Origin of the sequence: Dethiosulfatarculus sandiegensis, assembly GCF_000931935.2 — a bacterium.
GTDB classification, from domain to species: domain Bacteria; phylum Desulfobacterota; class Desulfarculia; order Desulfarculales; family Desulfarculaceae; genus Dethiosulfatarculus; species Dethiosulfatarculus sandiegensis.
Genome location: NZ_AZAC01000029.1, coordinates 1 through 15,803, shown reverse-complemented (window position 1 = coordinate 15,803; position 15,803 = coordinate 1). Strand labels below are relative to the sequence as shown.

The 15,803-nt window shown below is 52.5% G+C and carries 11 protein-coding genes; 7 read left to right on the top strand and 4 right to left on the bottom strand.

What is annotated here, in order from left to right; translation table 11 throughout:
* Positions 1-149: 149 nt before the first annotated feature.
* The 3 genes from ppcB to X474_RS16275 form a co-directional block, all read right to left on the bottom strand.
* Entirely contained in the window at positions 150-1,622 is a 1,473-nt protein-coding gene (gene ppcB / locus X474_RS16285) for a phenylphosphate carboxylase subunit beta (protein ID WP_044350411.1), read from the bottom strand.
* Positions 1,623-1,791: 169 nt separating this feature from the next.
* Positions 1,792-2,880: a PEP/pyruvate-binding domain-containing protein gene (locus tag X474_RS16280; RefSeq protein ID WP_044350409.1), complete on the bottom strand. Its 1,089-nt coding sequence runs from the start codon at positions 2,878-2,880 to the stop codon at positions 1,792-1,794.
* 56 nt (positions 2,881-2,936) lie between these two features.
* A complete protein-coding gene (locus X474_RS16275) occupies positions 2,937-4,781 on the bottom strand; it encodes a PEP-utilizing enzyme (protein ID WP_197282152.1) in 1,845 nt (614 codons plus the stop codon).
* A gap of 365 nt (positions 4,782-5,146) precedes the next feature.
* Between X474_RS16275 and X474_RS16270 the strand changes: the two genes are divergently transcribed.
* Positions 5,147-6,061, top strand: coding sequence for a LysR family transcriptional regulator (locus X474_RS16270; RefSeq protein WP_082464436.1), 915 nt, complete (start codon positions 5,147-5,149; stop codon positions 6,059-6,061).
* A 14-nt stretch (positions 6,062-6,075) separates the two neighbouring features.
* Here the strand turns inward: X474_RS16270 and X474_RS16265 are convergent, their stop codons facing one another.
* Positions 6,076-7,776, bottom strand: a complete 1,701-nt coding sequence (locus tag X474_RS16265) for a sensor domain-containing diguanylate cyclase (RefSeq protein WP_231688342.1) — start codon at positions 7,774-7,776, stop codon at positions 6,076-6,078.
* Positions 7,777-8,462: 686 nt separating this feature from the next.
* Between X474_RS16265 and X474_RS16260 the strand changes: the two genes are divergently transcribed.
* The 6 genes from X474_RS16260 to X474_RS16230 all read left to right on the top strand — a co-directional run.
* On the top strand, positions 8,463-9,662 hold the full coding sequence (locus tag X474_RS16260) for a COG1470 family protein (RefSeq protein ID WP_044350405.1): 1,200 nt from the start codon (positions 8,463-8,465) through the stop codon (positions 9,660-9,662).
* A complete protein-coding gene (locus tag X474_RS16255; RefSeq protein ID WP_435051136.1) occupies positions 9,662-10,414 on the top strand; it encodes an ABC transporter ATP-binding protein in 753 nt (250 codons plus the stop codon). The genes X474_RS16260 and X474_RS16255 overlap by 1 nt, the downstream gene beginning before the upstream one ends.
* A gap of 4 nt (positions 10,415-10,418) precedes the next feature.
* Positions 10,419-11,366 (top strand): ABC transporter permease, encoded by a 948-nt coding sequence (locus X474_RS16250; protein WP_044350403.1) that lies wholly within the window; start codon positions 10,419-10,421, stop codon positions 11,364-11,366.
* Between the two features lie 724 nt (positions 11,367-12,090).
* Positions 12,091-15,147: an FAD-dependent oxidoreductase gene (locus X474_RS16240; protein ID WP_044350400.1), complete on the top strand. Its 3,057-nt coding sequence runs from the start codon at positions 12,091-12,093 to the stop codon at positions 15,145-15,147.
* An 11-nt stretch (positions 15,148-15,158) separates the two neighbouring features.
* Positions 15,159-15,599 (top strand): hydrogenase iron-sulfur subunit, encoded by a 441-nt coding sequence (locus X474_RS16235; RefSeq protein ID WP_044350399.1) that lies wholly within the window; start codon positions 15,159-15,161, stop codon positions 15,597-15,599.
* Positions 15,599-15,803, top strand: a 205-nt coding sequence (locus X474_RS16230; RefSeq protein WP_044350397.1) for a coenzyme F420 hydrogenase/dehydrogenase beta subunit N-terminal domain-containing protein, incomplete at its 3' end; no start/stop codon positions are given. The genes X474_RS16235 and X474_RS16230, both read left to right, overlap by 1 nt.

The following is a 15,803-nucleotide window of genomic DNA, read 5'->3' as shown; positions in this document are numbered from 1 at the left end:
TGGGTTGCCGGGACCGGATGGGGAATTGACCCATTTGTCTCCCCATCCAGCCCCGGTTTTGGGGGGTATGACTCTGCTCGACCCGGGCTTAAGGGTGTACGAAGTCCAGGTCCGGCCCCGGCAAAGGGCCGTGGGCAACGGTTCGGTGACTACTTGCTCTCGGGTTTGGTGAGGCGGTCGATCATATCCGCCACCGGGCTGGTCTCACCCAAACCGTAATCCGCCCAACGCTCACTGACCTTGGTCAAGACTCCCCGGTCCATGAAGATTTCATTGGGCTTGTTCTGCCATTCAAAGGGGGTGCAGGCATCCAGGATAATGCGGCTGGTTACATCCCTGGCCTCTATGGGCAAACCCGGGTCCAGGGGTGTGGAACGGCCCCGGTCTATGATCTGGGCCGAACGCTTGGGATCAAACCTGGTGGAGAGCGCCCACATGATGCGGTCCCAGTCGTCGGCGTCTATGTCGTGATCAACGGTTATCACGCCCTTCATGCCGTAGTGGCCGGTAGTGCTCGCTATAACCGCGTTGCCCACCTGGTTGGAATGGCCTGGGTATTTCTGGCGCACCGAGACAATGCCCCAGAAACGGCCACAGGACTCGGGCGGGATGTAAACGCTTTCAATCCCCGGCACCCGCATGGTTTCCAGGTCGTACCAAAGGGTGGCCGTGCGGTTTAAGGACTGGATCATGTGGATATCGTTGATGGGCTTGCCCACGGTGGTGGACCACAAAATGGGATCGTTCCTGTGCAGGATGCGCTCGATCTGCAAGGCGGGCTTGGGCCATTCCTTGCCCTTGTTGCCCGAGTAATAACCGGTGTACTCGCCAAAGGGGCCTTCATCCATCAATACCTTGGGATCGATGTACCCTTCTAAAATAACCTCGGCGGTGGCCGGAAGTTTGAGCCCGGTCAGGTCGCTTTCAAAGACCGGCACCGGGGCCTGGCGCAGAGAACCGGCTACGTCATACTCGTCTGTCTGGGCGCTGACCAGGGTGGAACTGCAAAGGAACAGCACCGGGTCGCAGCCTATCACCGCGGCGGCGGGCATTTTCTTGCCCATGGCTTCATATTGTTTGAGCATGAAATCCGCATGCTTGCCCTTGATGATCTGCACGCCGACCACGTTCTTGCCGAGAATCTGCATGCGGTAAGTGCCCAGGTTGGTCCAGCCGGTCTCCGGGTCCTTGGTCACCAGGTACACGGCCGTGCCTATAAAACGGCCGCCATCCTCGGGATAGAACCAAGGAGCCGGGAACATTTCCACATTCACGTCATCGCCGGTGATCACATTTTCCATCACCTTGGGATGACTAACAATCTCAGGAGGAATCATCTTTTTGGTGGTCAGCTCCATCCACTTTTTGGAGAGTTTGCTCATGGAAAGGCTGGTGTCCTGTTCCAGGCAGATGGCCAGTCTTTTGGGAGTGGTAAAGGCGCTGGTAAAAACCGGGATGTCATAGTCCTTTACGTTTTCATAAAGCAAGGCCGGGCCCTTTTGCTCCTCATTGACCTTGGAGACATGGCAGAGCTCCAGGTTCCAGTCCACCTCCGTGGTGACCCGGTGCAGCTCGCCCTCTTTTTCCAGAGCGGCAATGTAATCTCTAAGATCTTGAATCATTTTTCTCTCCCTCTTCTAAAATGGACATCTTTCAGGGACCGGAGCCCCGGCTTTTTTTAAATTTTGCCAAGCCTTGAATGCTTGAGAGATGTCTTGATTTGAGCGCACTCCTCCCCGAGCCCCTTGGGGACTTTTTTACTAACTTGCCGATAATGCTAAAATTTCAGATTCAACCCAACTTTTTACCCGCCAAAAGATTGGCCAGGATGTGTTCAACCGCGGACTTATGTCCGGGCTGGGTTGCCTTTTTGCATTCCTTGCTGCTCCAGACCGTTTCCGGCCTGCTCTGCAAAATAAAGACGCTCCCTCTTTTGGGCATGTCCTTGTCCACCGCCCATTCAATATCCTGGGGGCAACCGTAGTGCTTTTCTATGGTCTTACCCAAGGCGGCCAACTCCAAAACATCTTCATCAATAATCGACTGGGCTTTTTGGCGCTCTTCCGGCAGGTCAAAGCGCTTGGAACAATGGGCTCCCGGATCCAGGGTGTAATAAACTTCCTTTTTGCTGATGGTCCGCTTGGTGATCTCCATGTTCACCTTATCCACCCGAAAATGATCAGGCGTAACCTCGCCCGAGACCACGGATTCGCCAAATCCGTAATTGCTGTCAATGACCACCTGGGAACGGTCGCCGTTGGCAGGGTTTAAGGTGAACATCACACCCGCGGTAAAGGAGTTGGCCATCTTCTGCACACCAACGCTGATCGCCACCACCTCATGGTCAAACCCCATCTTCACCCGATAGGCGATTGCCCTGGCGGTGAACAGGCTGGAAAAACAGCGTCTGATGTGCTCAAGCAGGCTGTCCATTCCCCTGATCCAGAGAAAGGTGTCCTGCTGCCCGGCAAAGCTGGCCCCGGGCAGGTCCTCGGCCGTGGCGCTGGAACGGACCGCCACCGGCACCGCAGGCAAACCACAGATAATACTCAACCTGCGCATGTGTTCTGCTATATGGTCTTCCAACTCCCAGGTAAAAGCCGTATTTTCAATTACCCGGCGAACATTTTCGCTGGCCTTGTCCAGGGCCCGGGAGTCTTGGTGATCCAGGTCTGAGAGTTCGGAGCGAATTTGCTTTTTAATAATCGGGTCACGCAAAAAATGCCTGTATCCCTCGGTAGTCACGGCAAAACCGGGCGGCACCCTGATCCCTGCGTTGATCAGTTCACCCAGGGATGCGTTCTTGCCCCCCACCAGAGGTACGGAGTCTTTATTGCAATCCTGAAACCAGGTTACCCAAGGTGTTTTGCTCTCCATCATGAACGCCCCCGTTTATCCGGCCCCGGCTTAAAAAGCCGGGGCCTTTTTTAGTTGCCTCAGCGTTTAATGGTGATAACGCCGGTGCTGCCGTCGACGGTAAGTTCCATGCCGGTTTTAATGATGCTGGTGGCATGGCCCGTGCCGACCACCGCCGGCAGGCCGTATTCCCGGCACACAATGGCTGCGTGACACATCACCCCGCCCACATCCGTGACCGCGGCCTTGATCTTCTGAAAGGCCGGGGCCCAGGAGGGGCTGGTGGTCGGAGCCACCAGAATTTCACCTTCCTTGAGCTGGTTAATTTCCTTGACTGTGCGGCAGACCCTGGCCTTGCCCTCAACCAGTCCGGGGCTGCCCGGGAAACCGGTGAATTCTTCTATGGTGTCGGGATCTTCAACCTCCCTGACCTTGGCCCAGGCGGTCAAGGAGTCGTTGGTCACCCCCCAGAGGACCACGGTAAAGGGCTCTTGTATCACTTCGGGCGGCACGCCAATGGCAGGCGGTGGAGTCCACTTGCGGAACTCATCCATCACCTTCTTGCGCCAGACCACTTCCTTGGGCCAGACTTTGGGTCCCCTGGGCAGAACCCCCGTGGCCCAGGCGGTGACCAGATCCCACAAAGCCTCTTTGATCTCGGCCCGCTTCAGGTACCAGACATCCTCAACCTCCTCGATAAAGCCGTGATCAACCATAATCGCGGCCACTTCCCGAATCTTGTTCCAGAAAAGGGAATGGAACCAATGCTCCACATAAAAGAGGTGATTCTCCACATAGGGGAAGACCGTACGGGCAGTTCCCAGAAGCTGATCAAATCCCGCCCTATCTTCGTCTGTCTGCAGAAGATTGCGGTATTCGCCGGTTATGCGGTCCCTTTCCTTGATCACGTCATTCATGGGACGATCAATGTTTTGCCCGGCCTGTAATTTTTCAATGTATATGCGTATGGAGGCCAGGGGGATGTCCAGATCATCGTTCCAGGATTTGTCGTGGTGGTACCAGCCCGTGCCGGTGGAGGTCCAGAACCAGGGGTAGCGGGCCTTTTCAAATTGGCTCAGCCATTCCCGGCCATTCACCTCGGCCTGCAGGGCCTCCTTAGTCTGGTCAAAGGTCTCGCATTTCAGCATCAAATCCGCTATGCCAAGCTTAATCGCCCCTTGGGCCAGACGCTTTAGCTCATCATCCGGGCGATACATGATCACGTCTATGCCCGAAACCATCTGGGTGACCCTTTGCAAAGGGATATCCGGAAAAGCCTTCTGGCAATAGTCCAAGAAGGTTACGTAGGCGGCATAGCCCAGGTTCAAAAACTCGAAATGATACTGCCAGCAGAGGATGCCCAAATCGATCAGCTTGTCATAATTGTGCAGAAGATCATACCCCTTGGATCTTCCGAGCCCCTGGGTGACAACGGACTTGTCCTCCAGGCCGGGCAGCGGTTCTATTTTCAATTCATCAAGCTGGTCGATGACCTTTTCCATCTTCTTGACCCACTTGGCCTCCAGCTCGTTCCAGTTTTGGTAATAGTAACCGGCCCTTTCCATGAAATAGCCCACCCGCTCCTCTATCTCTTCGGGATCCTGGACCGGAACAGGCGAGATGTAGATGTAGCCGTTTACTATGCGGTGATCCACACCAAAGACAGGGGGTACGGCAAAAACCCTGGTGTTGAACTGGCTCAAGCCCAGGTACCAGGCCTCATCCCAAATCATGTCAAAGGGATACATTGGCTCCGGATAATGAAGGCCATCATAAAACCAAAAGGTCTTCTCCTCGTATCCCTGCCTTTCGGGATCATCTGTCACAAATTGGTATTGATAGGGATACATCCTTTCCCACCCCTCGGTTCCGGACAGTTTGTCCAATTCCTGAGGACGGGGAAACTTCAAGGATTTGCTGGCCATGGTCCCTACTCCCTTCCTGACGGCTATAGTTTTGGCTGGATCAGATCCCCAGGCATGGATGAACCCCCTCTTGCCGACGGGACCTTAGATATTCAAAACCAAAAATTGCGGCCATAAACAGAACCAGGAGCGGATACAACAGACTTAAGCGTTTTAAAAAACTGCCTTAAGTGGATGACCAAATTCAAAGGAACTCTTTGGACAAGTAAATCTTCGCTTTTTCAGAAGAAAAACTTCAAGTCAAAAATATTTATTGCTTATATAAAATAAATTTATATATAATGGCAAAAAGTATTTAAATTACAGTGAGTTGTTTTTTTTACTACAATTCATATCGTTTTTTATCCTAAAAAAATAAACTAATAATGAAACTCAATCAGTTAGTCACCTTCTATCACGCCGCCCAAGAGATGAACTTTTCCCGGGCTGCTTCCAAGCTAAATGTCACCCAACCGGCGGTGAGCACCCAGGTGCGCCTTCTGGAAAAGGATTTGGGCATAAAGCTTTTTTCCCGACTGGGCAAAAAGCTGATACTCACCGAACCGGGCGAAGTTCTTTTGGGCTATGCCAAGAAAATAATCCAACTGGAGCAGCTGGCAGACAAACAAATGCAGCAAATGCGCATGGTGCGCAGGGGCACCCTCAAACTGGGTTCGGCCCGCACCTATGCCCGCCATCTTCTCCCCCCTTTGCTGGCCGGTTTTCAAAACCGCTTTCCCTTGGTGAACATCATTTTAAGGGAAGGAAGCTCCAAGGATATGACCAACAGCTTGAGGAATCTTGAGGTGGAGGTGGCGCTGATAGCCGAGGCGGGTGGGTTCCGCAATATCGAGTTGGAATTTTATAAAAGCGAAGACCTGGTGCTCATACTGCCCAGGGACCATGAACTGGCTTTCAAGGACGAGGTCCCGGCCCAAAGGCTGCATAACGAGCCTTTCATCATGCGGGAAAAGGGCTCAGGCACCAGGAGAGTGGTTGCAAACTTTTTCAAGCGTCACCGGGTGATACCCAAGGTGGTCTTTGAAGCCAGCAATGCGGAGGTAATCAAGGAGCAGGTGGCCCGGGGCATGGGTCTTTCCATACTTACCAGGTCTGCTGTGTATAAAGACGTCATCTCCAGGAGATTCTCCATGGCAAACCTGGCCGGTCCCAGACTTAAGCTGGAAATTTTTATTGCCATGCGGGCAGGCCATGAGCTGTCCCAACCGGCGCGCATGTTTTTGGCTCTGCTAAAGGAGCTTAAGCAATCCAGCCCGGCTCCTTCTTCGATTAAGGTATGAATCTTCACTGTGAATTATTCGGCGATCACCAGCAGGTCCCTTCCCATGGCTTTGGCCTGATAAAGGGAACTATCCGCCCTTTTTATCAAATTAACGGCACCTTCACCTGGTGAATACTGGGCAAGCCCCATGCTGACGGTGACAAAAACGTTTTTTGCCTCCCCGGGGTTGAAGCCATGGGCGCCAAATCGCTCCCTTATTCTTTCGGCCACAATCCGGGCGCTTTTCAGGTCGGTATCGGGCAGGGTTATGGAAAACTCTTCCCCGCCGAACCGGCAGCCATAATCCCGAAAACGAATACTGGCGGATATTATCTGGGCCAGTGTCACAAGCACCTTATCCCCCTCCGGATGACCATAGGTGTCATTGAAACGCTTAAAATGATCCACATCCATAATTATCAAACAAAGCTGTTGCCCCTTGGCATCTGTTTTGGCAAGATCCCCTTCCAGTTGTTCCATGAGATAGCGTTTATTAAACAGCCCGGTCAAGCCATCGGTCTCACTGGCCCTTTTATAGACGGCCTCACTTGCGGCCAGGGCGTGGGTTTGATGTTTTAAGTATTTAATCCTGTCACCAAGGGCAAAAGAGAGCAACACCGCCTCAATGGCAGGCCCCAGGGTGAACAAAATGTCACCGGGGACTTTCTTCACTATCCCGAGACTCCAAAGAACATAGATCAGAGTTCCGGCCATGAGAAAAATATTAGCCGTTAAATAATATTTAGCGGAACGGGCTCCCTCGCGACCGCAAAGCACAGCCGCCACCACCAGGCTCAAGGGGCCAAAGGCCCCGGCGAACTTGGCCAGCCAGGCGGCCCAATAAAAAAGGCCTACAAGCCCCAAGGCGATAATGACCAGGGCCATGATTTGAAAAGACCGCACCACCAAATCCCACCTGGGAACACTTTGCCAGGTGCGGAAAAACAACCGGCAAAAACTACAGGCAAAAAATATTGATCCCCCCAGAAAAAAGCGTTCCCAGGTCTGCAGTTCCAGGGGATCAATATCAATCACCGTGCCGATCTGTCCGTTCAGTAAGGGAAAGTAAAAAAGAAAGGACAGCATGTAGGCAACATAAACCAGGTATATTTTATCCCGCAGGGAAAAGAAGATAAAAAGGTTATAAAAAAGCATGCAGCCTATGGTTCCGTAGAGCATACCGAATACCAGGTAGTCATAGCTCGCGTAGGAGTAGAATCCTTTCCAGGAACGCAAGACCAGGGGCAACACCGCAGGCCGGGAGGCTTCCATTTTCAGATAATAAAATGATTGGGGCGAGGCAGGTGAATCCAAGGTGAAACTAAGGTTCCTGAACTTTACATCGTGAGGATTTTCGGTTCCCCGCCTGTCTGCCCTGACCTCTTTTAAACCGTGCTTGGCCAAGGGATCGGGGACATACAAAGTCGCCCGGTCAGCCAGAGAAGAGGCCAGCTCCAGGGTCCAGGGGCCATGGCCCAACGCCTTGAGAACATCGGGCGAAAGTTTAAAGCGCACCCAGGTTTTGGCTGGATTCACGGCAAGGGAGAGTCTTTGTGATGTATTAACCTTAAATTTCATGAAAAAGGCAGGAGATGAAATCTTGTCAACACCCAAATCTCCCTTTAGGTCGACAAATATATAAGAATTGGGAGTAAGGAACAGCTTTTCATTTAAAAAAGGCAAATGATCTAATTCGGCGTTTCTGTTCAGCCCGCAACCAAAGGTAAAAAGCATTAGAATTAAAAAAAACAAGCATAGTTTTTCTGAAAATATTAAGACTTGGCCGGTCTGATATCCAGTTGAATTTATCTGATGGTGCAGGCTGTATTGGCTACTTGTTTTCTTTATCATTTATTCAGTCTCTGAACATTTTTTAGAAATTAAAACAGATTTTTGTCTAATAGTCCGCACAAAAGAAGAATCTTGTTAACAGTGCCGTGAAGCTGACTAAAAGCTATTTTCATTATAGGTAAAGTCCATAACGGCAACGCAGCTGCTCCCGTTTATTTTCAAGCAATCAAACTCCAGTGAGAGAGTGGCGGAAAAAACAAATTAGCCACGCCATACCTTAAGCGGAGTAAGGTCCATTACAGTCAAAATCTCAAATCTTGAGACTAAAAATAATACTAATACTTTTAAATCAACAAAAACAAAATTTTTAGTGTTCTTTTAGGAAATTGTTATCAACCCCTCCGGGCAAGCCCCGCACCCCCCTCCGTCCTATGCAAGGGTTGAATCCCGGACCATGAGGATTCATATTAGTAACAGTCCAGGCGCCTCAAGCGCGGCCAACGGGTTGCTAACGAACAGCCTTGGTGAATATGAATTTAGTCAAACCAACCAGAAACAAAATGACCCTACACCGGACAAACTTTTTCCAGGCTGGACCGGTGCAGAAAAAACCTTAAGGAGTTTTAGCCATGAAGCGTTCTATGGCCTTGACCTTGGCTCTGGCTTTCATACTGAATCTGTTCACAGCCGCCGCACTTGCCGGGGATCAAAACCATAAAAAACCACATGCAAGGGGGCTGGTGGCGGCGCTGAAATATCCCGGGATCACCATAACCCCAAACGAAAAGGTGCGTATCGACCTTATTGCCCGCAATTTAGGCGGATCAGACGAAACCGTTGATTTTGAAATTCTTGAAAAGCCTGACAACTGGCGAGCCGAGATAAGGCATTTCAACCACATTGTGAGCGGAGTTTTTCTGCCCCAGGGTGACCAGGCCAGCCTGGAATTCACAGCCGAACCCATGGAACGGGGCAGACTTAGGCCTGGCGAGTATGCCTTCACCGTACTGGCCCGCACGCCGGACGGATATTACCAGCGCAAATCCAAGCTCCTGGTAACGGTTCAAGGCAAGGAAAATGTCGGCAAATCCCTTGCGATCAACACCTCCTACCCTGTATTAAAGGGGCCCGGCGACTCTGAATTTGAATTCAGCCTGGATATTGAAAACAAAGGATCCCAAGACGCCCTGTTCAACTTAACCGCCCAAGGCCCCAGGGATTGGCTGATCTCGTTCAAACCGGCCTATGAGAACAAGCAAATCTCCTCTTTAAAAATTAAATCAGACCAATCCTCAACTGTAGGGGTGAATATAATCCCCGCCCGAAACGCCCTGGTGGGCGAATATCCCATAAAAATAAAAGTTAAAGGCCCCCGCCAGGAGGCCGCCGCAACCCTTATGGTCGTCTTAACCGGCACCTATAAAATCAGTGCAGGCACTGTAAACGGGCTGCTCTCCCTCTCGGCCCAAAAGGGGGATACTTCAACCATTAACTTCATGGTGAAAAACACAGGCACAGCTCCCCAATCCCAGGTCAAATTCATGAGCTTTAAGCCGGAGAACTGGAAAATGGAGTACAAGCCTGAAAAACTGGTTAACCTGAAACCCGGCGAGGTGCGTCAGGTGGAGGCCTTTATCACCCCGGCCAAACAGGCCTTGGTCGGCGACTATTCGGTTGCCGTCAACTGCCTTGGCGACAAGGCGGACAAGGAAATGGAGTTCAGGGTAACGGTGAAGGCCTCGGCTGCCTGGGGCTGGGTGGGCATTGGCATCATAATCTTTGTCCTCCTGGGCCTGGTATTCACTTTCCGCAAACTCGGCAGGCGCTGATCATGGCTATGGTAATTGAAACCAAAGGCCTGACCAAGGCCTATGGCAACCACACAGCCGTGGACCATCTGGATCTCGAGGTTCAAAAGGGGGAGATATTCGGTTTTCTCGGGCCCAATGGAGCGGGCAAAACCACAACCCTTTTAATGCTCCTGGGCTTAAGCGAACCCAGTTTCGGCACTGCCTCGGTCCTGGGTTTTGATCCTTGCCGAAACCCGCTCCAGGTCAAATCAAAAGTAGGCTACCTGCCCGAGAACGTGGGGTTCTACCCGGAAATGACCGCCGGGGAAAACCTGGCCTATGTGGCCCGTTTAAACAATGTGCCTGAAAAACAGGTTAATGAGCTGGTCATGGAGACCCTTTTGTTGGTGGGTCTGGCTGACGAGGCTGCTAAAAAGGCCGGAGCCTATTCCAGGGGAATGCGTCAGAGGCTGGGCATAGCCGAAGTGCTGATAAAGAAACCCGAGCTTGTCTTTTTAGACGAACCCACCCTGGGCCTGGACCCGGACGGAATCAACCGCATGCTGGATTTGATCGTGGACCTAAACCGTGAACAAAATATAACCGTGCTGCTCTCCTCTCATCATCTCCACCAGGTTCAGCGCATCTGCACCCAGGTGGGGATAATGAGCCAGGGAGATATCATTGCCCAAGGCGGCATTAAAGAGCTGGCCCAACAAATCCCGGGCCGGGATGGGGAGCCGGAATCCACCCTGGAACAGATCTACATGCGCTATTTCAAGGAGGCCTGACAAAATGTGGACCATCTTTCGCAAGGAATTGGCAGATCATTTCAGTTCCATGCGTTTCACCCTGATGCTGGCCTTGATCATCATGGTCTCGGTGGTGACGGCCTATATGGTGGGCACCGGTTTGAAGGATCAGCTCACAGGCCGGGCCATGAACGAAATCATCTTCCTTTATCTCTTCACATCTTCGGGAGGTTTTTTTTCCCTGGCCGATTTTGTGGCCATCTTCGGCCCCCTGATTGGCTTGATCCTGGGATTTGACGCCATTAACCGGGAGCGCAACCAGGGCACCCTGTCCAAACTGGTGAGCCAGCCCATCCTGCGGGACTCTATTATCAACGCCAAATTCCTGGCCGGTGTGGCCACTTCCGCTATCATGCTGACTGCGCTTTTACTTCTAATCTCGGGTCTTGGCCTTTTGGTGCTCGGCGTGGTGCCGGGCCCGGATGAGGTCGGACGCCTTTTGATCTACCTGGTTATATCTATCTTTTATATCTCCTTTTGGATGGGGGTTGCGATTTTGTTCTCCATTACATTCAGGAGCACCGCATCCTCGGCTTTGGCTTCCCTGGCGGTATGGATCTTTTTCAGTTTCTTTGTGGCCTTTGGGGCCAGCCTGGCGGCAAACGCCATTGCACCCGTAGACGACCCCCAAAACGTGGAAGCAGTAATGCTCAATCAGGAGCTGACCGAGGGACTGAGCCTGTTTTCTCCCTTGGAACTTTACAATCAGGCAACCGCCACTCTTTTGGACCCCATGCGCAAGACCACCCAGTCACTGGTTCTAAGCGGCAGATTTGAGCAACTCTCCATGAACCGGTTTCAAAGTCCCCTTCCCCTGGACCAGTCGCTTCTGGTGGTTGCGCCTTATCTGACCACCATTCTGGCCATGACGGTTTTGTGTTTTGCCTTGAGCTATCTGGCATTTATGCGCCAGGAAGTGCGATCCGCCTGAAAAAACCACCGGAAACCACAAAAAGCGCCGGAGCCTGTGTTGGCTTCCGGCGCTTTTTGCAATTAATCCGGCTCCGGGGCAGAGGCCAGCAAGCTCCAATTTGCGCCTGCTCTGGGCGATTTATGGTAATTCCCTGTTTGACACCTCATTTTATTTCTCCTACAATGCCACTGATTAACCTTTACTCTAATACTCTAACTGGTGCTTACCATGTCTTATTACTTCGGCTTTACCTGAGTCCGCTTATGGGACGCTACCCGGGCCCGGTAGACGGGGGAAGCTGGAGCTTTCTTTTTTGCATTCGCAATTCTGAATTCAAACCATTCAAAACCTCGCCGACCGAACCGGGCTGATCTTAACTGCGGGCCGTGGCGCCCGAGCGGTGATCCTACTCGGAGAGGCGATAATGTCGGATTTTATTAAGCCAGAATCTTTGGCCATCTGCTGCAATGAGTTTTCTTTGCAGCGGCTGACCCGACCTGGGCCTTACGCCTTTCCCATCCGGCCGGCAACCACCTTTTGCATCCACCGCGCGAAAGCCGGAGTGGATATACCCCCATATACCAAAACCTTTGGCATACGCAGTTGGGGGCTATGGTCCGAAAAGGCCTGAGGCTGATTTCAGGCTCTCGCAAAGCAGGTGGGCGGTTTGACCGGACTTGCCGCGATTTAAAATAACCAATAAACAGTTGGCCCCTAGCTAAGCAAAACGGCAAGGAAAAGAATGACTGGTTATTCAAAAAACACGACACCCGTGGGAGCGGCCCTGGTGGTGGGAGGCGGTATAGCCGCCATCCAGGCCGCCCTTGATCTGGCCGATTCCGGATTTCTGGTTCACATGGTGGAAAAAAGCGAGGCCATTGGCGGAGTCATGTCCCAACTGGACAAGACATTCCCCACCAATGACTGTTCCATGTGCATTTTGTCCCCCAAACTGGTGGAAGCCGGACGGCACCCCAACATTGAGCTGATAACCATGGCTCAGGTGCAGGACATCCAAGGGGTTGCCGGCGACTTCACGGTAAAGGTCAGGCAAAAGGCGCGCTATATTGACATGGACAAATGCATTGCCTGCGGAGCCTGCGCGGAAAAATGCCCCACCAAGGTGGTTGATGAATTCAACCAGGGGCTGAACAAGCGCAAAGCCGCTCATGTGAAGTATCCCCAGGCAGTGCCCCTTAAATACAGCATTGATCAGGATCATTGCCTTTATTTCCAAAAGGGGAAATGCAAGGCCTGCCAGAGGTTCTGCCCGGCCGGAGCGGTTGATTTCAGCCAGGAAGACCGGGAAATAGAATTAAAAGTAGGATCAGTGGTGCTTGCCGCGGGTTTTAAGCCCTTTGATCCCACACCCCATATTCAATATTCATACAGCCGCTTTCCCAATGTGGTGACAGCCCTTGAGTTTGAGCGCATCTTAAGCGCCAGCGGCCCCTGGATGGGGCACCTGGTGCGCCCCGGCGATGAAAGGGAACCCAAAAAAATAGCCTGGCTGCAATGTGTAGGATCCAGGGATTCAAACACCTGCGACCATGGTTACTGTTCTGCTGTCTGCTGCATGTATGCCATAAAAGAGGCGATAATCGCCCGGGAGCATTCCAAGGGCGATCTTCTTACAGATGTATTTTTCATGGACATGCGCACCTATGGCAAGGATTTCGAGCGCACCTATGAGGGAGCCAAGGAAAAGGGAGTTCGCTTTATAAGAAGCCGCATCCACAGTGTGGAAGAGTTGGACGACCAAAGCCTGAAGCTGGAATACGCAGACGAAAAAGGAAATCTGAAAACCGCCCAATATGACATGGTGATTCTGAGCCAGGGCCTGGTAATGGATCCGGTCACCGCATCTTTATGCAAGAAGCTGGATCTGGAATTCAGTCCCGGCGGTTTTATCAAGACAGGAGACTTCAGCCCGGTGGCTTCCAGCAGAAAGGGCATCTATGTCTGCGGCGCCCTGGCCGGACCCAAGGATATCCCGCTTTCAGTGATGGAGGCCTCGGCCGCGGCCTGCGCCGCAGGCGGAGATTTAAGCGTTTCCAGAAAAAGCCTGATCAAAGAACCGGAAATCAAGCCGGAAAAAAATGTTCATGGCGACCCCCCCAGAGTGGGGGTGTTTGTCTGTTCCTGCGGCATAAACATAGCAGGCGTGGTGGATGTAAAGGCAGTGATGGATTTTGCCTCCACCCTGCCCCATGTATCTTATGTGGAGAACAACCTGTTCACCTGCTCCCAGGACACCCAGGACAAAATGGCCCAGGTAATCAGGGAGCAAGGGCTAAACCGCATTGTAGTGGCGGCTTGCAGCCCCAGAACCCACGAACCCCTTTTCCAGGAAACCCTCAAAGCGGCCGGATTGAACAAGTACCTTTTTGAGATGGCCAACATCAGAAACCAGGGTTCCTGGGTTCACTCAAACGACCCGGTTAAGGCCACGGAAAGGGCCAAGGATCAAGTGCGCATGGCAGTGGCCAAGGCCGCACTCCTGGAGCCGCTCACTGAATCCCGTTTATCCATATTGCCCAAGGCCATGGTTATCGGCGGCGGAATCAGCGGCATGACAGCAGCCCTTGAATTCAGCCGTCAGGGCTTTGAAACCCATCTGGTGGAAAGGGATAACGCCTTGGGCGGAAATGCCCGCTTCCTCTTAAGCTCGGCCGGCGGAGATAATATTCAGGCCCGCCTGGCGGAATTAAGAGACAAGATTGAGGCCGAGCCCAAGATCGCCCTGCATCTCGGGGCTGTCATCGAAAAGGTGGAAGGTTTTGTAGGCAACTTCAAATCCACGCTTCACACAGACCAGGGCTCGGAAACAGTAGAGCACGGCGTCTGCGTTATAGCCACCGGGGCCAAGGAACACCAGCCAACCGAATACCTCTATGGCAAGGACCCCAGGGTGAAAACACACCTGGAACTGGACGCGGCCCTTTTAAACAAGGAAATCGATCCTGAAAAATGCCGGTCAATAGTCTTTATTCAGTGCGTGGGCTCAAGGGAGCCTGAGCGCCCCTATTGCTCCAAGGTCTGCTGCACCCATTCGGTTGAAAAGGCCATCCAGTTCAAGGAGAGCAATCCCAAATGCAGGGTTACGGTGCTTTACCGGGATATGCGCACCTATGGGGAAAGGGAATTCCTCTATCAAAAGGCCAGGAAACTGGGGGTTCTCTTTGTCCGCTATGATCCCGCCCAAAAGCCCAAGGTCGAACTTCAAGGAAATGCCCTGAAGGTTGTCATAAACGACCATGTACTGGATCGACCGGTTGAATTTACTCCGGATTTCTTAGTTTTGGCCAGCGCCATCGAGAGCTTGAGGGATGAATCCCTGGCCCGTATGTTCAAGATCGCCCTTGATCAGGACGGTTGGTTCCAGGAGGCCCATGTCAAGCTGAGGCCGGTGGATTTTGCCACCGACGGCGTCTATATGGCGGGCCTGGCCCATTATCCCAAGCCGGTGGAAGAGGCGGTGGCCCAGGCCCAGGCAGCGGTGAGCCGTGCCGTAACCGTCCTTTCCCAAAAAGAAATCTGGCTCTCAGGCCAGGTGGCCGCGATCGACCAGTCCAAGTGCACCGGCTGCGGCGTCTGCTGGACGGTTTGCCCTTTCCAGGCCATAGTCCAGGACGAAAACGGCCATGCCTTGGTGCAAAGCGCCCTGTGCAAAGGCTGCGGCACCTGCGTGGCCTCCTGCCGCTCGGGCGCGCCAAACCTTTTGGGATTCAGCACTCAAGACGTCTTGGCCCAGGTGGCTGCGATGCTAAACAATAAACCTTGCGCGGAATGTGCCTAAAGGAGCCCTAAATGACGAGTAACTCAGATTTTGAACCACGTATAGCCGCCTTTTTTTGCAATTGGTGCACTTATGGCGGGGCGGACCTGGCTGGCGTGAGCAGGTTGCAATACCCGCCTAATATTCAGGTCATACGGATTCCCTGCACCGGCCGTATGAGCCCGAAATTTATTTTACAGGCCTTTCGCAATGGAGCGGACGGCGTTTGGGTCAGCGGTTGCCATCCGGGAGACTGCCACTACATTGCCGGGAACCTGTTTGCCAGAAGACGTTTTGCTATCATGAGAAATCTACTGGAATATTGTGGTCTTGAGCAAGGTCGGCTGCACTTCAGTTGGATTTCTTCGGCAGAAGCCAGTAAATTCCAAGAAACAGTTATTAAAGTTACTGAATCAGTGAGCAACCTGGGGCCTGCCAGATTCTTGCTCAAAGGTATGGAACAGGTGGCCTGATGGAGAAGCGCGCCGAAAAGATAAGGGCGGCGGCCAGAAAACTTCTGGAAGAGGGTCAGGTGGACTGTGTAATCGGTTTTACCAAGGGAAGCGTACCGTTGCGCGACCGGCCCTATTTCGCCTATACGCCCGAGGAATGTGAGAACCTCACCTGGTCCAGCTTTTGCTGCAACAACCCCGCGACCTTTGTGGTTCGGCGGGAAG

What these genes read in the sequence shown, in the direction of transcription:
- ppcB (WP_044350411.1), bottom strand. Translation starts at nt 1,622, where the DNA reads ATGATTCAAGATCTTAGAGATTACATTGCCGCTCTGGAAAAAGAGGGC.
- X474_RS16280 (WP_044350409.1), bottom strand. Translation starts at nt 2,880, where the DNA reads ATGATGGAGAGCAAAACACCTTGGGTAACCTGGTTTCAGGATTGCAAT.
- X474_RS16250 (WP_044350403.1), top strand. Translation starts at nt 10,419, where the DNA reads ATGTGGACCATCTTTCGCAAGGAATTGGCAGATCATTTCAGTTCCATG.
- X474_RS16260 (WP_044350405.1), top strand. Translation starts at nt 8,463, where the DNA reads ATGAAGCGTTCTATGGCCTTGACCTTGGCTCTGGCTTTCATACTGAAT.
- X474_RS16265 (WP_231688342.1), bottom strand. Translation starts at nt 7,776, where the DNA reads ATGCTTTTTACCTTTGGTTGCGGGCTGAACAGAAACGCCGAATTAGAT.
- X474_RS16235 (WP_044350399.1), top strand. Translation starts at nt 15,159, where the DNA reads ATGACGAGTAACTCAGATTTTGAACCACGTATAGCCGCCTTTTTTTGC.
- X474_RS16275 (WP_197282152.1), bottom strand. Translation starts at nt 4,781, where the DNA reads ATGGCCAGCAAATCCTTGAAGTTTCCCCGTCCTCAGGAATTGGACAAA.
- X474_RS16270 (WP_082464436.1), top strand. Translation starts at nt 5,147, where the DNA reads ATGAAACTCAATCAGTTAGTCACCTTCTATCACGCCGCCCAAGAGATG.
- X474_RS16240 (WP_044350400.1), top strand. Translation starts at nt 12,091, where the DNA reads ATGACTGGTTATTCAAAAAACACGACACCCGTGGGAGCGGCCCTGGTG.